This window comes from Sphingobacterium sp., assembly GCF_039596235.1.
Taxonomy (GTDB): Bacteria; Bacteroidota; Bacteroidia; order Sphingobacteriales; family Sphingobacteriaceae; genus Sphingobacterium.
On the sequence record NZ_JBCNKE010000002.1, the window covers coordinates 1 to 23,587 of the forward strand.

17 protein-coding genes are annotated in these 23,587 nt (G+C 40.0%); 14 read left to right on the forward strand and 3 right to left on the reverse strand.

Annotated elements, in window-relative coordinates; all coding sequences use genetic code 11:
- From ABDW32_RS04065 to ABDW32_RS04075, 3 genes are all read left to right on the forward strand, one after another.
- The coding region (locus tag ABDW32_RS04065) for a DUF4876 domain-containing protein (protein WP_343559675.1) at positions 1 to 647 on the forward strand (647 nt) is incomplete at its 5' end.
- 141 nt (positions 648 to 788) lie between these two features.
- Positions 789 to 2,345 (forward strand): DUF6850 family outer membrane beta-barrel protein, encoded by a 1,557-nt coding sequence (locus ABDW32_RS04070; protein ID WP_343559677.1) that lies wholly within the window; start codon positions 789 to 791, stop codon positions 2,343 to 2,345.
- A gap of 63 nt (positions 2,346 to 2,408) precedes the next feature.
- Entirely contained in the window at positions 2,409 to 3,539 is a 1,131-nt protein-coding gene (locus ABDW32_RS04075) for a cytochrome c peroxidase (protein ID WP_343559681.1), read from the forward strand.
- Positions 3,540 to 3,759: 220 nt separating this feature from the next.
- Here ABDW32_RS04075 and ABDW32_RS04080 read toward each other — a convergent pair whose 3' ends face one another.
- Positions 3,760 to 4,077 carry a hypothetical protein gene (locus ABDW32_RS04080; protein WP_343559684.1) on the reverse strand — a complete coding sequence of 106 codons (318 nt, stop codon included), beginning with the start codon at positions 4,075 to 4,077 and terminating at the stop codon, positions 3,760 to 3,762.
- A 143-nt stretch (positions 4,078 to 4,220) separates the two neighbouring features.
- Here ABDW32_RS04080 and ABDW32_RS04085 point away from each other — a divergent pair, with 143 nt between their 5' ends.
- The 6 genes from ABDW32_RS04085 to ABDW32_RS04110 all read left to right on the forward strand — a co-directional run bounded on the left by ABDW32_RS04085 (position 4,221) and on the right by ABDW32_RS04110 (position 9,457).
- The gene (locus ABDW32_RS04085; RefSeq protein WP_343559686.1) at positions 4,221 to 5,204 is read left to right on the forward strand and encodes an AraC family transcriptional regulator; all 984 of its coding nucleotides are present in this window, start codon (positions 4,221 to 4,223) and stop codon (positions 5,202 to 5,204) included.
- A 275-nt stretch (positions 5,205 to 5,479) separates the two neighbouring features.
- The gene (locus ABDW32_RS04090) at positions 5,480 to 6,202 is read left to right on the forward strand and encodes a response regulator transcription factor (protein ID WP_343559687.1); all 723 of its coding nucleotides are present in this window, start codon (positions 5,480 to 5,482) and stop codon (positions 6,200 to 6,202) included.
- 28 nt (positions 6,203 to 6,230) lie between these two features.
- On the forward strand, positions 6,231 to 7,589 hold the full coding sequence (locus ABDW32_RS04095; protein ID WP_343559688.1) for a HAMP domain-containing sensor histidine kinase: 1,359 nt from the start codon (positions 6,231 to 6,233) through the stop codon (positions 7,587 to 7,589).
- Between the two features lie 129 nt (positions 7,590 to 7,718).
- Positions 7,719 to 8,237 carry a hypothetical protein gene (locus tag ABDW32_RS04100; protein ID WP_343559691.1) on the forward strand — a complete coding sequence of 173 codons (519 nt, stop codon included), beginning with the start codon at positions 7,719 to 7,721 and terminating at the stop codon, positions 8,235 to 8,237.
- Positions 8,224 to 8,724, forward strand: coding sequence for a hypothetical protein (locus ABDW32_RS04105; RefSeq protein WP_343559692.1), 501 nt, complete (start codon positions 8,224 to 8,226; stop codon positions 8,722 to 8,724). Before ABDW32_RS04100 ends, ABDW32_RS04105 begins: the two co-directional genes overlap by 14 nt.
- Positions 8,708 to 9,457 carry a YoaK family protein gene (locus tag ABDW32_RS04110; RefSeq protein ID WP_120258523.1) on the forward strand — a complete coding sequence of 250 codons (750 nt, stop codon included), beginning with the start codon at positions 8,708 to 8,710 and terminating at the stop codon, positions 9,455 to 9,457. Before ABDW32_RS04105 ends, ABDW32_RS04110 begins: the two co-directional genes overlap by 17 nt.
- A 59-nt stretch (positions 9,458 to 9,516) precedes the next feature.
- On the opposite strand, the gene ABDW32_RS04115 is transcribed toward ABDW32_RS04110, so the two are convergent.
- Entirely contained in the window at positions 9,517 to 11,994 is a 2,478-nt protein-coding gene (locus ABDW32_RS04115) for a kelch repeat-containing protein (protein ID WP_343559701.1), read from the reverse strand.
- Positions 11,995 to 12,397: 403 nt separating this feature from the next.
- Here ABDW32_RS04115 and ABDW32_RS04120 point away from each other — a divergent pair, with 403 nt between their 5' ends.
- The 5 genes from ABDW32_RS04120 to ABDW32_RS04140 all read left to right on the forward strand — a co-directional run bounded on the left by ABDW32_RS04120 (position 12,398) and on the right by ABDW32_RS04140 (position 22,494).
- Positions 12,398 to 13,855, forward strand: a complete 1,458-nt coding sequence (locus ABDW32_RS04120) for a glycoside hydrolase family 76 protein (protein ID WP_343559703.1) — start codon at positions 12,398 to 12,400, stop codon at positions 13,853 to 13,855.
- 65 nt (positions 13,856 to 13,920) lie between these two features.
- Positions 13,921 to 17,100 (forward strand): TonB-dependent receptor, encoded by a 3,180-nt coding sequence (locus ABDW32_RS04125; protein WP_343559706.1) that lies wholly within the window; start codon positions 13,921 to 13,923, stop codon positions 17,098 to 17,100.
- Positions 17,101 to 17,119: 19 nt separating this feature from the next.
- Complete coding sequence (locus ABDW32_RS04130) at positions 17,120 to 19,180, forward strand: RagB/SusD family nutrient uptake outer membrane protein (protein ID WP_343559708.1); 2,061 nt, start codon at positions 17,120 to 17,122, stop codon at positions 19,178 to 19,180.
- Between the two features lie 150 nt (positions 19,181 to 19,330).
- Positions 19,331 to 20,143 (forward strand): DUF3823 domain-containing protein, encoded by an 813-nt coding sequence (locus ABDW32_RS04135; protein ID WP_343559711.1) that lies wholly within the window; start codon positions 19,331 to 19,333, stop codon positions 20,141 to 20,143.
- A gap of 173 nt (positions 20,144 to 20,316) precedes the next feature.
- Positions 20,317 to 22,494: a hypothetical protein gene (locus tag ABDW32_RS04140; protein ID WP_343559714.1), complete on the forward strand. Its 2,178-nt coding sequence runs from the start codon at positions 20,317 to 20,319 to the stop codon at positions 22,492 to 22,494.
- 324 nt (positions 22,495 to 22,818) lie between these two features.
- On the opposite strand, the gene ABDW32_RS04145 is transcribed toward ABDW32_RS04140, so the two are convergent.
- Positions 22,819 to 23,586: a response regulator gene (locus tag ABDW32_RS04145; RefSeq protein ID WP_343559717.1), complete on the reverse strand. Its 768-nt coding sequence runs from the start codon at positions 23,584 to 23,586 to the stop codon at positions 22,819 to 22,821.
- Position 23,587: the final 1 nt, after the last annotated feature.

Sequence of the window (23,587 nt, forward strand, 5' to 3'; positions counted from 1 at the left end):
TGATTCCGGGAAATGGGAAAAGTTACCCGGTAGAACCTGGTAAAAGTATTGTGATTGCGCAGAATGCTTTAAACCATAAAGTACCGTTTGTCGGAAATAACGGAAAAGAAGTGACCATTAAAAAACCTGAACTGACGGTTGACCTGAGCAACGCAAGCTTCGAAGTATATTACGGTGATATTCCAGGGAACGAACCATTCGCGTCTGATATTGACAATCCGACGGTACCTAATGTTCAGATAGTGGATTATGTGAGCAACGATTGGATTTTAGATAATTTAGGGCGGGATGCTTACGTGATATTTAAACATGCTGATCGTGCCGCAGTAGCGAACCTTCCCAGCTATCCTGAACCGTCGATAAATCCACCAAGTTCTACAGCAAAAAAATACAGACAGTTGCCTGTCAATTGGATTATGGATGCAGTAGATGTGCAACCTAATACGACAGACGATAGAATTCCTAAAAAACTTCCCCCGGCCTTAGATGCAGGTTTTACATTCGTAACACTCGGCGGTTACTCATCACAATCCGTGATTCGAAAAACCGATAAAACCACTAATGGCGTTCGAAAGTTGAAGGATACAAATAATTCTACAGCGGATTTTGTCGTCATAAAAGCAAACCCATTTGGATTTGTGGATTAAAATGTGCGATGCAATTCTATTCCATCTGCTTACTGTCAAGCGGATGGAATTTGAACTAATAGCTGATGACCGTTCCAGATGATTTTCCATCTAAACGCTCATTTATACCTTGAAAAGGTCATCAATAAAACACTTAAATAGATGAAAAGTATTCAAACTATTACTTCCGCTATCGTATTTTTCCTTAGCTCCATTGCTGTGCAAGGACAGATAAAATCAAGTGCAGTGGTGGATTCATTGACAGCGACACTTTACTGGTACCAACCTTCATCTATTCTATCTCGTGATATGGCCACCCGAAATAGGGTGTGGATTTCTGAGGAAATGAAGGACAAGTCTTCTATACTGGGGATTCAACAAATGGTTGCCAAAGGAAGTTTTCAGTCTGCTCAGGGTGCAAATGAACTAAAACAGACCGGCATTTATACAGAAGGGAAAACACAATGGCAAAAGACTAATTTTTGGGGACGATTTTCCTACGACCGGAGTTCGGAGGATAGCACTGCCAGGCGTCATCAATCCCGATGGAATGAAGACGCTCCGGTTTATTTTGGCTCCCTGAAAAAGAACAAATATAATCGGGAAACATATAAACTGGATGCGGGGATTCAGCATGCATTCCTAAATAATCAACTACCCATTTCCTTGGGGATTGAATATAGGTTAGGTTCTCATTACTCCAATAATGATCCAAGGGGTGATGTTAAAGACATGAATTTACAGTTTGAACTCAGTGTCGGACACAATCTCCCAAAGATTTCTTATCATCTTTCGGGTATTTGGGGCTACGGCTCTGAACGGGTAAATGTAGGCTATAAAAATGAAAAATATACTAAAAATACCGAAGATCCATTGTATGTCAATTGGATAATGAACGGTTTTGGAAATGCACACGAAAGGATAAGCGAGATTAACTACAATGATATCATCAATCGGACTGGAATTGGTGGACATCTGCTGTTAAAACCCAATGGAGCAGATAAGATCTATCTAAACGGACGCTATATAAATGAAAAGCAATCTTTCAGAAGAAATGATAATTCTAAACAGACATATTTATTGTTAAATGATTATACAAAGGATATCAGTTCAATAGATTTTTTATGGAGCCGCCAGATGCAGAACCAGAAATCACTGAAACTGGTATTAACGGGGCAGGTCGAAGAAGGGACAGATTTTAATTATACCTATTTATCCAATAATTATACCTATCAGCAAAATCAGATGCAAATCAAGGGCTTGTTTGGTTTTCGTCAGTTTCAGACCGAAGGGAGTATAGCTGTGCAGAATTTTAGAAAAAAAGATGGAGTGACTGGTAATGAAATGGATGTCGATCAGATCAAAGCAGGTATCGGTCTAAACCGCAGATTTCGGATAAATGAGCGATCTGATTTATTGGGGTCTTTTTGTTTTTCAAGACAATGGTCTCCCGTGAACGATTTAAATGTGTCGGATTTGAATACAGGCAATTTTGCGAAGCAGATTCTTTATCAGGATTTCCTCTATGAGACCGCTTCAAGCAGCATGTGGGAAACATCATGGGTATGGATAACTCATCGGCGTAAAACAGACTGGAGTGTACAATTTCAGGTGTATTATCAGCATCGGGGCGATCTAATGTCATTGAATTATGACTTGTTGACCTTACCTGGTAGAGATAGGTTTCTAGGCAAATTGGGTGTTTCATATATTTTCTAAATGAGATCTATACCGCTGTGAAAGAGCAGTAGGTATTTTAAGATATTTAAGGTTGTTTTAATCATGAAAAAACATTTTGTAGTATTGGTCGGTACCCTCGGGCTTGTTGGCTTACTTTCCATGAAAGATCAACAAAAAGCATGGAATGAAGAACTGCAGTTGCTTTATCGAAGACCGGTAAGCGAGTGGCCGAAACCGACAATTGATGCCGGCGTCAGCTGGAAAGAATTTGAGTCACTACCCAAAATTGATACAAGTTATTTCTCTTTGATGGAAAAGCCAGATGTCAAGTTGGGAAAATATCTTTTCTTTGACCCAATTCTTTCCGGTAGCAACCAGATCTCCTGTAGCAGCTGTCACAATCCCCAGACATCATGGGCAGATAAACTGACGGTTCCGGTTGGCAACGACCATTTGGAAGGAACGCGAAACACACCATCACTTTTGAATGTGTATGCGCGAAAAGAACTGTTCTGGGATGGAAGATCCAAATCGCTGGAAGAGCAGGCGTTGGGTCCTATCGAAGCACACCATGAAATGGACATGGAACTGACCAAATTGATTCCAAAATTAAAAGCTATCCCAGCCTATAACAAGCTGTTTTTAGCGGCCTTTGGAGATGAAGATTATTCGATGCCAGAGGTTTTAAGGGCTTTAGGCGCTTTTCAACGGACGTTAACAAGTAGACGAAGTCGCTTCGACGAGTTTTTGGACGGTAATTATAAGGTGCTATCCGAGCAAGAAGTACGCGGATTACATCTCTTTCGAACAAAAGCGAGGTGTATGAATTGTCACAATGGTCAGTTTTTTACGGATGAAGCGTATCATAACATTGGACTGACCTATTACAAGCGTAAATATCAGGACCTAGGACGGTATGAGATTACCAAAGATCCAGCTGACGTAGGGCGTTTTAGGACACCATCCTTGCGGGATGTTATGAATACTGATCCATGGATGCACAATGGATTATTCTGGAATATAACAGGTTTGTTGAACATGTATAACAGTGGGATGCAAATGAACTCGGCGAAACCAGAACAAAAGGCCAAAGATCCACTTTATCCAGTTACAGATCCTTTAATGCAACCTTTGAATCTTAATAAAGAGGAAATAAAGGATATTGAAGCATTTTTACATGCCATCACAGCAACTTCTTATCGAATGCGTCGACCTGAAAGTTTGCCGCGTTAGTGTCTGCAAACATCTATAGTCTACATGCTTTGCTTACCCCCATTTGACTCTTCAAATGGGGGGTAATGTTTCATTTTGATAAATAATATGAGAAGACTTATAGATCAGTTTCGACGCGTTTGTATTATGTGTATTTTTTAATTATAGAAAATCAAAATATTAACAAAACTCGATCTTCCCAATTCGTTATCCCCTTTTTTACTTTCCTGCAGATAGATTTCTAGAGTACATCCGAGCTCGAAATATTAGCGTCAGGTGTCGTGTTTTGTATATTTTTTAAAAATATGCGGGCCAAATTGATACATTGTTTTTGATGGGCCGAAAGTGGATAGTGCTCATCATTGACCAAGGTGTTCAAACCATTCGGGAATTCCCAGGCAAAGTCCAGTACCATGGCTTTTTCTGCGGCAAGAATAACGTCCAACTTACTAGCTAGGGGATTGCCTATTTTGATATTATTATAAATGCTATCTGGGAGCAGTTGGCTGTCTAAATCCTGGATTAATGACAGTTTAGTTTCAATTTTTTTATTTCGCATACCTTAAGTTGTTAATTAATTAAGAATCATTCTAAATAAATTGTAATTTAGCCAAAGATAACAGATATAGTGCCATTGTAGGGTATGTAATGAGGATTAAAAAGTCCGTGAAAAGGAATAGTTGAAACTTAAAGAAATATGGAATGGGATTAAGACTTTATGACATTGATTCGGCTAGTTTATTGTTGGAGAAAAATTATCCACAGACTTTCTTTTCAATTGATGCCGGTATTCAGGAATGTGTCACACATATGGGTGCTCCATTTGGTGATGGCTATTACAAAGAGATCTTTTTTGATGGAATCCATATTGGCTTTGGTCATGCAAATCTGCACGAACGGATACTGTTTCGTTTTGAAAGTGACTTTGAAACCGTTGAAATGCATTTTGCGTTGAAGGGTAGAAGTCGAGCAACTGGGGAGACATTAGCCGTAACCATAGATTTTGAAGCTTACCAACACAATATCCTTTATGGCAATTCAATCTGCGGCCATATGCAATGGGAGCGAGAAGAATTCCAATTATGTGAGATAAATTTATCCCCTGATTTTTTTAAGAAATTTCTGCCCGATAATTCAATCTTGTTTGATGACTTTAGAAATATTATTGAAAAGGGGAGATCTGGCTTAATGACGGATATTAATAGAAGAATTACGCATGAAATGCATGCTATTATTAATAGCATTATAAATTGCGAACGTAAGGGTGTTTTTAAAAAAATATTTCTCGAAGCGAAGATCTTGGAATTATTGTTGCTTCAGCTGGAGCAGTTAGCTGACAACAGCATTTCCGATACGACCCTGAGAAAGCCTGATGTTGAAAAGATCTATGCAGTCCGTGAATTTTTACTGAATAATATGGATTCAAATAACACTCTTGTCAACCTGGCCCATCTGGTCGGCACAAATGAGTTTACATTAAAGAAGGGATTTAAGGAGTTGTTTGGTACAACAGTTTTTGGTTTTTGGAACGATGCAAAAATGGAGTATGCTAAAAAGCTCATTTTAGACAAAAACATGGCTATTGGTGAAGTTTCTGATGCTATTGGATATAAAAATCAGCGCCATTTTTCAGATGCTTTTAAACGGAAATTTGGATTTCCTCCAAGTAAATTAAAAAAGAGATAAAGATAGTTTAAACGATCTACAGCACGTGCCCCTACCTTATATCCGGGTTTATCTGACAGGAGAAACCGTCCACAATCCCACTGCCATCCCCTGATTGTTTAGCAAACCTCGTTTTTCAATTTTTACTCCTGTTTCTGATGAGATGATGGTGAAAAGATTTTTTTTGACGTATCTATTCTGGCGCCCGAATTTATCTTAGCCCGGAGATTTGTGTCTGTAGGATCAAAACAGTATTTTTATGGTTTGTCGATGAGCGAAAACGGGAAATACACATTATGAATACAGAGGAGCAAAAAATTATTCTAGTTGAAGATGAGCAGGACGTTGCAGATCTGATCGTACAGGGGTTGGGCGAAGAAGGTTATAAGGTCATTCATCTTGGGCGCGCAGAAGGGCTTGAGCAACTATTGGCCAAGCGGGATGTCGCGCTTGTTCTTTTAGATATTCTTTTGCCCGGCACCAATGGACTTGACATCTGCAAACAGATCAGACAATGGGGATATATGGATTTGCCCGTTATGATGTTGACGGCACTGGGAACACCCGAAAATGTTGTTCTAGGGCTTGATAATGGCGCCGATGACTACCTTTCTAAGCCATTTAAATTAATCGAACTCAAAGCGAGAATACGTTCGTTGATCCGTAGGCAGCAATCCATCGTTCAGGCGAGCCAACGCGAAGCACTAGTTCCAAAAGATACTTTCCGTTATGGGTTTCTTTCGATTGACGATTACAAAAAAGTAGCCTATTGTGACGGAGAGGAGCTTAACTTGACGAGCACGGAGTATAGATTACTTTTACTATTTATCCAAAGTCCTAAGAAAGTCTTTGAGCGAAGTGAATTGCTGGATAAAATATGGGGAATTAATTTTGATATCGGATCGAATGTCGTTGATGTATATGTTAATTACCTCCGGAAGAAGATCGAGAAGGTAACGAGCAGAAAGGCCATTCATACCGTTATCGGAATGGGGTATGTGTTAAAAATCGAAGACTGAATAGACAAAGAATACTGAATAGGTAAAAATGAATAATTACAATAGGAAACTCATCTATCTCATAACAATATTAGTCATCTATGTGAGCTGTTTCGTAGGCTTTATTTTTTATTCCATTACTAACTTTGCTTTTACGGATTTTTACAAACGCCTGGATCTGCGAAGAAATATTGCCGCGGAGAAATTCCTCAATAGCAAATCCGCTTCACAAACAGATCAATGGAGCTTGGATTTTATAGAAAGTCTGAACAATCAGCATGAGTTTTTGGTTGAATTTGATAAGAATGGCAAAATTGTGCAAAGTCAAGGATTCAATCCTGAGTTATGGGATAAAATCAACAAGACCGGAACATCGAATTTTAAAGCCGGACATCAGTTTTATTCCACAAAGTACTTTTCAAAAAACAATAAGCATTATATCGTCGGAGCATCCGCTGAAAACTATTTTTACACACATCATTTGGTTTATCTGCGTAATCTGCTTATTATTAGTCTGATTTTGGGGATACTCTTTATTTTGGTTGTTTCTGTTTTCATGAAGCGCTCATTCTTAAAACCTATTCTGACCATGATGAAGGAAGTCCAGCAAATCGGCTCTGAGAACCTGGACAAACGTCTGGATGAGGAAAAATATAAGGGCGAGCTCCAGGACCTAGCATGTACGTTCAATAGTATGCTGACGCGTTTGGAAACATCTTTTGAAACCCAGAAAAATTTTATCAGTAATGCTTCACATGAATTGAATACTCCGCTGACTTCGATTATCGGACAGGCTGACTTAGCCTTGTCAAAGGAAAGAACAATTGAAGAGTATCAGCGTACCTTAGTTAAAATTATAGAATCGGCGGAGCATTTAGAGAAAAAGACCAAAGCACTGCTGTTGTTGGCCCGTACAGGTTTTGTTAGTAATTCGACAACATTAAATCCTGTACGTATTGATCAGATTGTAATGGATGCAGAGCTAACTGTCAAGGCAATTAATGACAAATTTAAAATTACAACAGATTTTAGCCTGTTACCCGATGACAGTATGCGGCTTAAAGTCAATGGAAATGCAATTTTACTACAGCTTGCGCTATCCAATATTATTAGCAACGCCTGTAAGTATTCTTCCAATAGAACCGCTTATATCGCCCTTGGGGCGTTGAACAATAAAGTATTTATTCTGATAAAAGATAATGGTATTGGTATTCCTTCCAACGAATTGGAGTATATCTATGATCCCTATTTTAGAGCTTCCAATACCAGTGGGATAGATGGATATGGCATTGGTTTGCCTCTGGCGAGAAATATTATAAAGCTCCATGGCGGGACATTAAAGGTTAATTCCGTCGTCGGAGAAGGTACAACTGTTGAAATTGAATTGCCAACTTATATTCGGTTTTAATCCCATTTTAATTTCCTTGTTATTTTTAATCCCATTTTAATAAGTCTCTTAAAATTCTAATGAAAAGCTAATTCTAGCTTCATTCCGTTGCCATGTGCACCCACTAACTTTGCTAAAAAATAATTGGGTATGGCAAAAGCGACAAGAATATTGATTCCAAGTGATTTTACAATTGATTCACTTTTTTTTGTAATCCATAGTATTGAACAGTCGAAGGCTGAGCAGCTTGACGTCATTCTGGTTTATGGGAATAAAAGTAGCACTTCAATCAGTGAATTGTTAGGAATCACATTGGAGGACCAGCTCAACGATCTTCAGTCAGAAGATTTTTTGAAGGCCTGTCAAATGATCTGCCATCGCTACGAAAATCGTAAACTGAATATCTATGCAGATATTATCGGTGCAGACAATCCCAATTATTTACATCATTATCTGCGTGGAGCGCGAATTGACGAGATCAAGATTCCAACAGATTATCAATATGAAAAAAGAACAAGACATTTTTTTGATGTTGGGCAGGCTTTGTTACAGCTCAACGAAAGTAAGCGTAAACATGTGGCCATTGTCGAAAAGCCGGCAACGCACAAAACTGGAGGAAATGTCTTAGCGGATTTATTTTTTAACAAACAATGGGATGTTAACTATTAAAAGAAAAATACTGGCAAGATTCAACTTTGTCTTTTTAGCATTGTTGCTTTTTGGGGCATCAACGATGGTTATGTTTTATGAAAACCCCGAACGACTTTTGGAAGGAGAGTGGGAAGAACAGGGCTGGTACTTTGAAAAGGTGGAGAAATCGCCAACCTTTAAAAAACAGGCGATTATCCATGAAGAGATCAAAGATGCCGCCATCGCGCATTTGCCGCCATTACAGGATGGCCTATGGCATTTTGAAAAATTGGGCCAAAAGAATTTGGTGGCCCACCACAAGGATAAGCAGTATAACTGGTTTTTGAAAGGAAGGGGACATATCCTTGAGCTGCGAAAAAATAATGAACTCGTGGAAAGCTTTGTTATACAGAAACTGAACAAAAATCAGCTGGTTCTGCATCTCAATCTGGATATGCAGACCAAGGGAATAGCACGTATCGTACTGAAAAAAGGAGGAAAGGAAGAATATGCTAAGAAAATATAGCAATCATAGGACAATTCAAGACAATATAAAACTAGGAGGACTAACGGCATTTTCTGCCGGTATGGTCAACGTCGCTTCGGTTATTGTATTTTTTTCCTTTACGTCTAATGTAACAGGATATTATGCTGTTTTTGCACAGGAGATCGCGAAAGGAAACTGGTATCAAGGTGCTGTCGTTTTGTTTTGGATATTGTTGTTCCTCATTGGAAGCATGTTTTCCAACCTGATTATCATTCATGGTAAGGGAAAGTTCAGCGCATACCTGACCCATTCGATACCCTTGGTGCTGGAGATATTAAGTATTTTGTTTGTCGGGATATATCTCGATGTTTTCTATGAAGATTCACTTAAGGAGACTGAAATATTGGTTGGGGCATTATTATTTGCGATGGGCCTACAAAATGGACTTACTGCAAGTATATCCAATTCTGTTGTGAAAACAACCCATTTGACTGGATTGACGACCGATCTAGCGATACTAATATCCATGTTCACAAAAGAAGCCAATAGAAGCAATAAAGATTTAGTGGATAAGTTTCATTTGTTACTGACCATTGTCACAAGTTATGTAATGGGAGGACTACTCAGTGGAATATCCTTTAATTACTTGTCTAATAAAACATTTTATGTAGTTTGTTTTGTTTTGCTTATCATAGGTTTATATGATCATTATAAACTATATCTGCTTAAAAAACAATTTGTAAAACGTCATCGCGAGGAATTGGTTGCCTGATCTTTTGGTCATAATAATACGACATAAGCCCCACCATAACAGCGTATGGTGGGGCTTTTTTATATCATTTTATCCAGGTTGTAGGGGAAGTCCTCGTTCATCAGCTGTCTATAGTTGAGACAAAACTGCTGAAATTTAATGCGGGCTTCGTTGTGCTGATTTAAAGCAAACATCGCTCTCATTTCGGAGAATAATGCTTGTTCATTCAGCGGATCCAATAAGAATATCGCATGCGCGATCTCAATGCTTTTTTTATGCAGGTGTAAGAGGTCAGCCTTATGAAGTTCCGCCAGTAAAATGGGTAATAAATTTTGTTCAACCTCAGTCTTCAATGTATCAAACACAGGCAGATCCAACCCCTGTAAGAATTTACCCCTTTGAATGATCTGAATTAACCTACTTTCATAAGCAGTCGAAGGGTTTGCCAGCAACTGTATATAATCTACATAATCACAATAAAATTCATCGTTATGTTCAATAAGGAATCTTCCCTGCTTGTATACGAGTTCAATTCCAGCAAATTCACTCAATACTTTTCGTAAATGATTGATAGTGACACCTCTTGAGTTCTTTACCTTATCTTCTGATTTATCGGGCCACATGATTTGACTGAAATATAGTGAACTAATACCGGCACTGTTCGACAGAATAAGACAAAATGCCTGTTTCAGTTTTGTACTGAACAAATGGGAGATATCACGTTTGTTGCGGTCAAAAGCGCGGAATTCACCAAATAGAAAAATAGCGTTGGCACGTACAAACTCGTCTTTTTGTATTGTTTGTAGGATTCCAGTATCTGCTATCGGTGGAACCTCGAGGACTCCTTTTTCAGTTACGCTTGCTATTTTTCGCTTTTGCCTGCCTCGCTGCCAAAAGAAATATATACCGATTCCACAGATAGCAGATGCCAATAGTATAAATAATAGTCTGCGGTTTGATCCGGATGAAGGGAAGCTATTTAATTCATCAGAACTTATTGGTATCATATTTAAGGAATAAATCTTTAATGTCGACTGTATATCATCCTTTGATTCTTGTACCAGTACCAGAAGCCTACCTAATTGTTGATCATAATAAAGTTGGGCATGGGTACTTATTTTATCTGAATAGATCGGAACAGAGTCCCCTAGGATATCAAAACTTCCATCTTTGACAGAAAAGCGATACAATTGGATATTGGACTTGGTTAGATATTCCGGATAACATAAGGCGTAAAAGTGGCTGCTATCGGCGAACACCAAACCACGGGCAGGTACGATATGCTTATCCTTCCAAAGAAGATCCCATTTTTTTGTAATTTCCTTGGTGTCCAAATTTATCTGATAGAAATCATAGAGGTATTTTCGGCCTACAATATGCTCCCCGGATTCATTTCCCATACCTCCAAAGATATAAGCGATTCGATTATTGCTCCCTTGGCCCGCCGAAAGAAAATAGCGTGGCAAAATTTTATTGCCTGTCCATCCGTCAACGGTTTGCCATTTGCTGGAATTTAAATCGTATCTATTAAACTGCCCACTATAGGCCATGTTTCCATAGCCACCGAAAATATAGAGTTGTCGCTGTTGTGCATCATAAAAAGAACCGTGATGATTCAGTTCTTTCTTCATCAGGTCGTCACTTTCGACCGTCCATTCGAAAGTTTCCAGATCAAGGCTGGCTACCGTAGGACCTTGATAGGGCTGAGTATAGAAAAGTTCATAGACATACAGTTTATTTGTCGTAGCGTCTATAAAATTGTTTGCTAAAACCAATTTTACGGGACATGGTTTCTGAAATGCTCGTTTGTTTGTCTGATTGGTCTTTACGTTGTATATGGTTATAGAATCCTGATTGAAATAATAGATCTCTTTGGTCTGTTGATTGTAGTTGGAACCAGCTTGTGAGAAGGAACTGCTTGCAAAGAGATTTTTCCATTTGTAAGAATCCACAATGAGCCAGTTAGGGTTTGTAGCGGAACCATATGCTACCCCATTTTCATCATGTACGACATTACCTGTGCTTTCTTTTAATGGGAATAAATAGCTTTTAGCTGTATTTCCAATCTGTACATTTTTGATAGACATGGCCGGAACATCGATCAGATAGTCACTTTTTCCAAAAATCACTTGCGGACTATACTGAGAGGGCAGTTTCACTTTTGGAGATTGAAAAATCTGGTTTTGTATCTGAAGCTTAAATAATTCCTTTTGCAGGTCAAAAGTCAGCTGAATCGTGATCCATTCCTCCTTGAATAATTGCTGTTGATTTATTTTTGCGATGATTAGACTGCTTTTACCTTCTTCGTTCAGACGGAAAATACAATTACCGCCCTCCTCATCGTAAAATAAATTGTAAACTGTGTTATTGTCTCTATTCTTGACACGCAAAATATTGCCTAGCGAATTTGATGAATATATAGAAAGCTGAAATTTTAGCGTAAACTCCTGTTCAAACGAAATTGCCCTTTTGTCAAATAATTGGTAGGAGCTGCGTTTGTCTATAGGCTCATGTCCTCCTCTAAATTTGAGCCCCTGGGATTGGGAAAGTAAGGGCATTAAAAGCAAAAAAATAATATATAATATACAGGGTCGCATAGCGCAATCAAAAAAACTTAAACCAATAGTTATCGAAAAAAAGACCTGTTTAAAATAACTTGTCCGCTGCCGGCTTTTTATGAAATATAGTAACGGTTAGTATATCCCTTATCAAATATCTTACAGGACTTAAAAGTATGCAAAAAAAAGCGCTCAGTAAAATAAAAGCTGTGTTACAATTGCTGTCTGTATTGATTTTAAAAACAATGGGAACTGAGGAAATAAAATAGTGGGTTATCGTTTTATTTTTGCATTTTAACCCGATTTTAACCCAAAAATTAATCAGTCAACTTTACCTTGCGTTAGAATTCCTGCCGATATTTTCGGTAGAGATTCGAACTAATTATAAATCGAAATCTTACTTATGAAAGTCTTTAAAAAGCTGCAATTTATTTTTGTTGCTTCCGTGACCATGGTAATGGTGCGGCAGGTTCAAGCTGAAACCCAATTTCCTTTTTCCGTTGACAATATCAAAAGCGATCAAGCTCTGCAGGTGCAAAACCTGGTGCGTGCGATGGCGCTCTTGGACCGGTCAATGGAAGTTTATTTCTCCAAAGATGGACAGTCTATGTATCGTTTCTATAATCCCGATACGAAGGTGCGCTCGGAGGAAAAGGCAAGTGTATGGATGTACTCTGCTTCGATAGAAGCGGTCAACGCAATTTTAAATGGACTTAAAGCACAAAAAGAAAAAGGAAACCATAACCTATTTGACAAACATTACAAGCGTTACGCGGATTTATTGGTCCAGCTTCACGAAAATGCCGCTTATTATTTAGGAACATTTAATCTTATTTCTTTTACACAGACCAGAGACTGGACAGTTTATGCTGTGGATCGTGCAAAGGCAAAGGGGGCAGCAAATGTAACTGGGGTATTAAATGTCTATGATGACCAAATGTGGCTAATTCGGGAACTGATTGAAGCCTATCACCTGACAGGAAAAGAGCGTTATTTAAATGAAGCAGAATACCTAACCAGCTATGTATTGGATGGCTGGGACTGCACACTAGATGATAAGGGCAATGAAAATGGTGGAATTCCATGGGGACCGGGCTATGTAACCAAACATGCCTGTAGCAATGCGCCTATCATCAGTCCATTGGTTTGGCTACATGAGATCTATAAGAAAAAAAATGATCAGATCACCTACAACTATATCGATGCCCGAGATAGACAGTCGCGTCGTTCTAAAATGCTGCGAAAAGCTGATTTTTATTTGGATTTTGCTAAAAGGATTTATGCTTGGCAAAAAGATCATTTATTAAAAAGTAAAGGTGTTTACGATGATATGATGGGAGACTGCTATCCAGATTGTAGTATTGCCTACGAAGTAGTCGATGGTATCAAGTACCGCAAGAATACACAATTAAGAAAAGCCGTGGGAACCTCATTTTCCTATAACAGTGGGACCATGATTTCTGGCGCCGCTGATCTGTACCGTGCGACCCGATCTATGATCTATTTGGAGGATGGAAAGAAGCTGAGCGATGCCAGTTTTCAATACTTTGCCAAATTAGGTTCACAGGTACCGGCACATTACACTTATGCTTCCGATGGGTTCAATAATTGGTTTAACGGCGTATTACTAAGGGGATTTTTTCAGATTTCTCCAGTCTTCGAAAAAGCCAAAAGTTATATGGACTCATTCCAGCAGAATTTGGATTACGGATATGCTCATTTTTTACGTTCCGGCTTATTGCCACCAGATCTTCTCGGTGGATGGCATGATGACAAAGAAAAAAATAACCTAGAGGGAATGTTCATGTTCACTTATGCGGCACAATATGCAATGTTATCTCAATACCAGATCGAAAACTAGCGAGATGAGTAAATAGATAAAATACATCAAATAGCTTAATCACAATTACAAACCAAATTATACAGATGAAAAAGGATTTAGGGAAATCAAGGCAGCGACTTAGCACATTGCTTGTGCTGATGGCGCTGGGTATTCCGTCCATAAGTTGGGCGCAGCAGAAAAATGTCCGCGGAAAGGTGCTGGATAGTAACAATAAGCCTATCGCTGGAGTAACGGTTTCTGTTCAGAATGCGGGTACACGCATGGAAACCACAACCAACGCAGATGGTAGTTATACGATCGTAGTTCCAGAAGGGAAGAAGCTTTTATTTAAATCGTTAGGTTTTAGTGCGAAGGAAGAGATTACAGATGGGAAAACCACAATTAATGTTGTCCTGGAAAACGATGATACCCAATTGGAGACTGTTGTTGTCGTGGGTTACGGTACACAGCGGAAGCAATCGCTGACTGGTGCTATCGCATCCGTAAAGGGAACGGAAATGAGGCAGACAAAGAATGAAAATCCGCAGAACATGCTGACCGGTCGTGTGGCTGGTGTACGCGTATGGCAGAAAAGTGCAGAACCAGGTACTTATAGTGCAAATTTCGACATTCGTGGGCTTGGCGCCCCATTGGTCGTGATCGACGGCGTACCACGGACAAGCGAAGATTTTCAGCGCCTGAATCCCAGCGATATTGAAGATGTTTCGGTATTAAAAGATGCTTCAGCTGCCATCTATGGTGTACGATCCGCAAATGGTGTGGTATTGGTTACAACCAAAAAGGGAAAAGAAGGGAAGACCACAGTCAGCTATAATGGCTCCTATACTTTCCAAAAGCCTTCCGGTATGCCGGTATTGGCCGATGCGATTAGTGCTATGACGATTTACAATGAGAAATCCATGAACAACATCAATGGTGGAAGTCCCGTGTATACCGAAAAAGATTTTGAAGATTTTAGAAATGGAACAAGACGCTCGTCGGATTGGACCTCATTGGTCTTTTCAAAATATGCGCCGCAGACACAACATGACGTCAGTTTTTCGGGGGGAGGCAATAAGGTGCAGTACTACATTGGTGGTGGCTATTCCTATCAACAAGGCTTCTTTAAATCGGGTGATCTCAACTACAATAAATACAATTTGCGTTCGAATATCTCAGCAGAATTGGCCAAGGGATTGAAATTGGATTTGAACATCAGTGGGATGGCCGATCAGCAAAATAGCCCCTACACAAGTTCGGTTGACATTATTAGAAACTATTGGAAACAGGGCATGTTGTTTGCCGCGTATGCTGATCCCGAAAATACCCTGTTAAATTATGAAGGGTTGGACTTGGAGCAAAATACCGTAGCGATGATGGACGCGGATATTTCTGGTTATCGCAAATTCAAAAAGAAAACCTTTCAGTCCTCAGCTGCATTGAATTATGACCTGAGCAATTTATCTCCGTTTCTTAAAGGGTTTTCCGCAAAGGCATTGGTTGGTTATGATTACCGTGCAGATAACAATGCTATGTTCAGAAAGGAATATTATCAATATGCCTTGAATAAAACGACCAATAAATATGATCAGAAACTCTATAATTTGAGTAGCCCAAATCAAATGAAACGGGAGTTTTTTGATAAACAACAGGTTTTAGGTCAATTGATATTGAATTATGATCGCACCTTTGGCGATCAGCATAAAGTATCAGGACTTGTGGGATGGGAATCACAAAAGAACGCTGGCGATAACTTTTATGGACTGAAAAATCTTGCCTTCGGTTCCGATCAATTGCTCGCTGGTGTAGAAGATGGTCAGATGACTTCCATGTATGGTGGTATCAATGACTATTACAATGAAGCCAAGTCAGCGCTATTCGGACGGGTTAATTATGATTTTGCAGGCAGATATATTGCCGAATTCCAATTTAGATATGACGGCTCCTCCCGTTTTGCCAAAGGACATCAATGGGGATTTTTTCCCTCGGCTTCTTTGGGGTGGCGGATATCCGAGGAACCATTTTTCAAATCTATTGACGCGCTTTCCTTTGTCAATCAACTAAAATTCCGAGGTAGCTATGGTGTGTTAGGGGATGACCTATCCTCTTCTTGGGATTTTGGTTGGGTACCCGGCTATGTATATCCTGCGACGAGCGGAAATGCTGAAAATGGTTACAATAATCAGTATGCGCCAGGATACATTTTCGGGGATAAATACATTACCGGGGTAAGTCGAAAAGCCATTGCCAATGAATTAATTACTTGGTATAAAGCGAAAACCTTCAATGTTGGTTTAGATTTCGAAGGATGGAATGGGCTGTTTGGTTTTACATTGGATTATTTTGAACGCACGCGATCGGGGCTATTTCAACGTCGCACGAGTGAATTTCCAACCGTAATTGGCGCTACGGCTCCGATGGAAAATGCCAATAGCGATCGCCACATGGGATTGGAATTGGAATTGAAACATCGCAATAAAATCAATGATTTCTCATATAATGTTCGAGCTATAGCTACTGTGACCAGAAATAAGTACTTGACTGCTGTTCAAAATGGTCCTTATAAAAATTCGTATGACCGTTGGCGCAATGACAATTTCAATAATAGATATCAAGGGATTCAATTTGGTTACGAATCGGCTGGAAGATTTGAGAATTGGGAAGATATCTGGAGCTATCCGATTTATAAGGAACGTGATGTGTTACCCGGAGACTATAAATACCTGGACTGGAATGGTGATGGCGAAATCAATGGTCAAGATGAACATCCTTTTGCCTTTGATCAGACTCCATGGCTTAACTATAGCATGAATCTCGAAACAGCTTATAAGAATTTCGATATGAATATATTGTTTCAGGGATCGGCTTTGGGTTCGATGGAATACAAAGAACCGCTTTATGCGATCTGGGGATCGAATGGTGGCGGAACCTTAGAGCAGTACCTTGATCGTTGGCATCCTGTAAATCCCATGGCTGATCCTTATGACCCAGCGACAGAATGGGTGAAAGGCTACTATGGATTTACGGGTAGATATCCAAAATCAAATTCTGAATTCAATCGCGTCAGTACAGCTTACTTGAGATTGAAGAGTGTGGAACTAGGATATACTTTCTCAAATCTAAAGCCTTCGTCGACGATGCGTTTACGCGTGTACGCGAATGCCTATAATCTATTCACAATAACAGGTGTACGGTTTGTGGACCCTGAGCATCCTGATGATAACCTAGGTCGTATGTATCCATTGAATAAGACCTATACATTAGGTTTATCGCTCACTTTTTAGCACCAAAAAAAATATTCCAATGAAAAAAATACTCATTATACTATCACTAGTTGGCTCAATCGGACTTACAGGTTGCGCTGATCTAGATATTACACCTAAAAATATTGTAACGGATCAAGACCTATTGAATACACCAGCGGGTATGGATATTTATATGGCCAGGATGTACAGTCTTATGCCTTTTGAAGATTTCAAATACATGGCACAATGGGGTATCGAATTCAACGGCTGGCTGGCTGCCATTGGCATTGAAGGAACGGGAGAAGCTGTGACCAGGGATGGTATTAGTACATCTTTTACAGGTGAAAGGACTGCTTATTGGGGAAGAGCATTCGAATTACTTCGCGATGCAAATCATCTAATTGAAACCCTGCCCAATTACAAGGACAAATTTTCAGAAGAACTTTATAATCATTATCTGGGCGAAGGATATTACGTTCGGGCAACAGTATTTTATGCCATGGCGCGACGTTTTGGAGGGATACCTTTGGTGACGAAAGAACTACAATATCCGAATACCTTGGATAATCTGGAAATACCTCGTTCCAGTGAGGAAGACACCTGGAATCAGATCTTGAAAGATTATGATGAAGCCATTAAGTTACTCATGGCAAAGAGTCCCAAAACAGGATATTCCAATAAGTTCGTAGCCCTTTCTTTTAAATCCGAAGCTATGCTCTACGCAGGAAGTGTGGCCAAATACAACGAAACTGTTTCTGGTCGCTTGACAGGCCTCGGAAGAAAAACTGGTGTACGGGTTATCGGTTTCGATGCCGCTAGAGCAAAAGCAGCTTCACAAAAGTACTTTGCAGAAGCTTACGCCGCCGCCCGACAGGTAATAACAGCGGGAGGCTATTCTCTGTATAAAAAGAAATGGGCAGCGAACGATAAAGAGGCACAATATCAAAATATGGTGGATATGTTTAGTGACCTCAGTAGTCCTGAAAATATCTACGTTAAAGAATACGTCTATCCGACATTGACACATAGTTTTGATGCATTTAGTTCCCCCTTCACCTTTCGATCACCACTTTCGGCAGGTACCTGTCCTACAGTAGATTTTATGGAACTGTTTGATGGATTTGACAAGTATTCCGATGGAACAATCAAAGTGACTACTGGACAGAGCAATAAGGATGGCGAATATAAGTTATACGATAAACCTATGGATTTCTTTAAAAACGCCGAACCCCGTTTACGTGCTTATGTTATTTTTCCGGATGATATCTTCAAAGAAAGAAAAATGGATATACGCGCAGGGATTTATACCGGTCAAACTCCTATAAAGCCTTTGTTTTCAGATTATTCCTATGCTACAGCGGATACGCGTTATCAGCAGCTGGGCGCTTATACGGGGTCCCCAAAGACTTTACATCTGAGTCCAAGAGAAGGTAGTGGACAGCAAACTGTTGATTATAATGGAAAAAAAATGAATGCTGCCGGTAACGAAGGACCCTTCTTTGATAACGGCGAAGCAACATTAACAGGCTTTTATGTCCGTAAATGGCTCAATACAAATCCAGCAAAAGAAGTCGGAGAAGGGAAATCTGACCAACCTTTTATTTTGATGCGTTACGCGGAAGTATTATTGAATGCCGCCGAAGCAGCCGTTGAACTCAAAATGTTGGGTGCTAGTCCGGCAGATGGAAGTGATCTGCTGCAAACAGCGACGACTGCAGTTAATGAAATTCGTACACGTGCGGGCGCAGATCTATTGACAGGCACAATTTCAGGAGATAATACAGGCCGAGATATCGTTCGAAGAGAGCGTCGCAAAGAACTTGCATTTGAACACAAGGCGAAATGGGATTTACGTCGTTGGCGCGTACTGCATTTTGAAGGACGCGACGGTTTCTGGGGAACACAAAAGGACAAAAATCTATACAGTAACAATGAGAATTTTAGATTTAGGGGACTGTATCCGTTTTTTTCCACAGCAACAGGGAAATACTTCTTTGATGCACGCTTCCAATGGGTAAGCACCAAAACGTTTCGGTACACACCTGTAGACTATTATTTTGAAATACCAGGCGACGAAGTGGCTAAAAGTCAGGTAATAGATCAACAGCCTAATCGATAGACAAGAAGTTGTGCTGAGTATGTTAATGTCCCAGCACAGCTTGTCGGGAAGGAGTGAAATTTAATAAAACAATAACTGGTGGAAAAAATGAAAGTATCGGAAATTAGGAATAAACACTAAGAAACCGTGCCACCACAAAACGTATAACAAATGAAAAATAGTATTTTAAGCGTATTAGGCATACTATGTATGTTGAGTTCGTGTAGTCTTTTTGAGGCAGATAACTACGAAGCCCCCTCCGTTGAATTGAAGGGCATAGTCGTCGATGCACAAACGGGCGAACCTGTATTGACAGATCAGGGCAGTGAGGGGATCCGCGTTCGATTGACTGAGCTTAGTTGGGGAGATAATGTGGAGCACAATCCTGACTTCTATTGCATGCCCGACGGAACATTTCAAAACACAAAACTGTTTAAGGGAAATTATAATATCACCGTAGATGGCCCTTTTATACCTTTGGTACGTACAGATGGAGATGGTAAGGTGCTGTCAGACGATAGCAAAAATATGGAGCTGAATGGTTCACATGACATAAAAATGGAAGTTCACCCCTTTCTTAAAATAGAATGGGTTGGCGATCCAGTTGTTGAAAATGGCAAGATAAAGGCGAAAGTCAAGGTTACCCGTGCCGTAACTGAGCAATTTTTTCGCGATAAGATCGAGCCACTGGGAAACTATAATCCAGATTTTTTAAATGTTACAGATGTACAGCTCTTTGTTAGCTATTCCTCTACGGTTGGGTATCGTGCACGAGATGAACGCTGGTCGAGCAAAATCGAATACAGTGGTGACAGCTTCAAAACAAAGTTAGGGCAGGTCATTGATATTGTGTCCACCGGCGAAATTCCAAAAGGACGTACGGTCTTTGTGCGAGCAGCCTCTCGTATCAACTACGACACTCCGCGTGGAACGGGCAATCGTAGGTGGAACTACAATGTGGCCAAACGAGTCGATATCCCATAACGGGACCAATACTTATGTTGAACCGTCCTGTTTAAGACCATTTGGATGAAAATGAATCTTAAATTAGAGACGGTTCCATTTGGGCAATCAAAAAGAGCCGCCTGCTCTTTTAAAAGTAAGGATTACAGATGTTCAATCAATATTTTTTATAGCTGAAAAATCAACAACAGATTATGGTAAAAACGAATATACTCGCTTTAATGTTGTTGGTAGCGCTAACAGCGACCGCTCAAAAAGGAGATCCTGTGAAGACGACCTTTCAGAGCTCCCGAGAATGGCGCCCAACAATTGACAATCGTGCAGATGCTGTCATGATATATGGAACAGGGGGAAACCCTTCAGACAAATCCCGAAAAATTCCTTTTGAAGAACGGGTAAAATCCTGGCGTGATAGGGGATATATTACGCATTTTATGACGGGTATTGCCTGGGGAGAATATCAGGATTATTTTACGGGAAAATGGGATGGGAAAATGCATCTGGATGAGGGGCAAGTCGATGTAAAAGGTGATACCATCTGGCACGGTCACATGGTTCCCTATATTGTTCCTACTCAAAATTATTTGAAATATATCAAGGAGATGCATATCAAACGTGTTATTGATGCGGGGATTGACGCCATTTTTATGGAGGAGCCCGAATTTTGGGCAAGGGCAGGTTATAGCGAATCGTTTAAGAAAGAATGGAAAAAGTATTACGGTTTTGATTGGCGCCCACAGCACGAATCGCCTGAGAATACCTACTTATCCAATAAATTAAAGTACGCTTTGTACCTCAATGCATTGAATGAAGTCTTTACTTACGCCAAATCTTATGGGAAAACCAAAGGGATGGATGTGAAATGTTATGTGCCCACCCATTCGTTGATCAATTATTCACAATGGATGATTGTCAGCCCTGAGGCAAGTTTAGCCACGCTACCTTGTGTCGATGGGTATATCGCACAGGTATGGACTGGGACTTCACGTGAACCCAATTATTTTAATGGTGTGGCGAAAGAACGTGTTTTCGAAACGGCATTTTTAGAATACGGTGCAATGGAATCCATGACAGCACCGACTGGACGAAAGATGTTTTTTCTGACGGATCCGATCGAAGATTGGCCTCGTGATTGGGCAGATTACAAGAAAAATTACCAAGCGACTTTTGCCGCACAACTTTTATATCCGAATATCGCCGATTATGAAGTCATGCCCTGGCCCGAACGTATTTATGAAGGATTGTATAAGACAAGTGCCAAGAGTGACCAAAAAGAAAAAATACCACGGCATTATTCGACCCAGATGCAGGTGATGATCAATAGTCTGAATAGCATGCCCAAAACGAACAGTAAAGTGTCCGGATCGACAGGGATCAGCATCCTGTTGGCAAATTCACTGATGTTCCAACGTTTTCCGACGCATGCCGGATACGACGATCCGCAATTGGCCAACTTTTACGGGCTTGCTCTTCCTTTCTTAAAACGTGGTGTTCCTGTTAAAACAGTTCACCTGGAGAATTTAGCGGTCAAGAATGCCTTAGCTGAGACCAAGGTACTGCTGATGTCGTATTCCAATATGAAACCCTTGGCGCCCGAGGCCCATCAATATCTAGCGGACTGGGTAAAAAATGGGGGTGTAATTATATATTGTGCGACAGATCTCGATCCCTTTCAGTCCGTACAGGAATGGTGGAATACAAATGGCAAGCAATATCAAAGACCATCAGATCATTTATTTGAAAAAATGGGCCTGCGTGACGGGATGCCAAAGGAGGGACAATATAGCTACGGGAAAGGTACTTTGTATGTGTTGCGCTCAGATCCCAAAGAATTTGTTGTCAAGCCAAACAACAGTCAGAAACTGTTGGACCTGACTAAAAGTCTTTACGAAGCTAAGGGCAAATCCGGGAAACTTCAATTTAAAAACTATTTTACATTGACAAGGGGTATTTATGACCTGATCGCTGTATTGGATGAGAGTGTAAGCAATCAACCTTATCGGGTAAAGGGGAATTTAATCGATCTTTTTGATCCGACTCTACCGATTGTTACTTCCAAAAATATCCAACCGAATGAACAGTGCCTGTTTGTCAATATAGATCGTGTTGCAAATAAACAAAAGCCGCAGGTATTGGCATCGGCAAATCGTATTTACGATGAAAAATCGACTGGGCGTCAATACTCATTTACGGCCAAAAGCCCCATCAATACCACAAACATTTCGCGGATATTATTACCCGGCAAACCCAAGAGTCTTGTCGTGGATAAAAAGGAAGTTTTTGCAGAAGCAAATTGGGATACAAAAACAAAAACCTATCTGCTGGAATTTGAAAATAGCCCCGAGGGCGTATACGTGGATATCAAATGGTAGCATGTTAGATCGCTTGAATTTTAGTATGATGAAAGAGAGTGTGCTGTCCATATAAAAAGGACGATATCAAAGACGATGCGGTAAACTTAATACGAAATAGACTTAGTTGCCGAATCTGATAGCAAAAGACCAGATCCGAATGGATCTGGTTTTTTTGTGAACAACTGAATTCAGAATACCAGCCTGAACCTTTTTCAAGGCAGGTTCTTTGCGATTGTTTCAATCAGATAGCTACAATGATCCACTGTTAAATTTTCCGTTCGAAAGTGCGTATATTTTTAACCGAAATAGCAATTTTAATCAAAGCTACCATCAAAAAGAATATTATTTCGATTGCGATTCCTGGAATTCCGTCGGGCTGAGTCCAAATTGTTTTTGGAAATTTCGGGAAAAATGTGTCGCCGAACTATAGCCTAATAAATTGGAAATTTCGTAGACCTTGTATTGTCGTAAACTAAGTAGTTCCGCCGCTTTCCGAAGCCGGGTCAAATTGATTAACTCATTTGGCGACAGGCTCGACACCATATTGATTTTTCGATACAGTGTTGGTCTACTCATGCAGAGTATATCCGCCATTCTATCGACATTAAATTGCGGGTCATCCAAATGTTGCATAATGATTTCCTCTATCCTGAGCAGGAAATCCTGATCGTTTTGGTTCTGTCCGATTTGCTGGATTTGGGACATCGGATTCTTGACGAAAAATTCCTTGACTTTAATTCTATTTTTCAGCAAGCTGGCAATTTGTGCCCGTAGAAATGCGGGCGAAAAAGGTTTTTCGATATATGCATCAGCACCATATTCCAGGCCTTGAATCTTTGATTCTATGCTGTTTTTTGCTGTTAATAGAATAACAGGAATATGTGCGTAAGCGATATTTTCTTTAATTTTTTGACAGAGTTCATAGCCATCCATCTCGGGCATCATCACGTCGCTGATGATCAAATCAAAGTATTCAGATGCAAGTAGGTCCAAGGCCTCATTTCCATTTGTACTGGTGGTGATATGGTAATCCTCATTGAGGTCATCTGCAATAAATTCAAGTAATTCAGCATGGTCATCTACCACTAATAAATTGGCTTTTGCATTCATA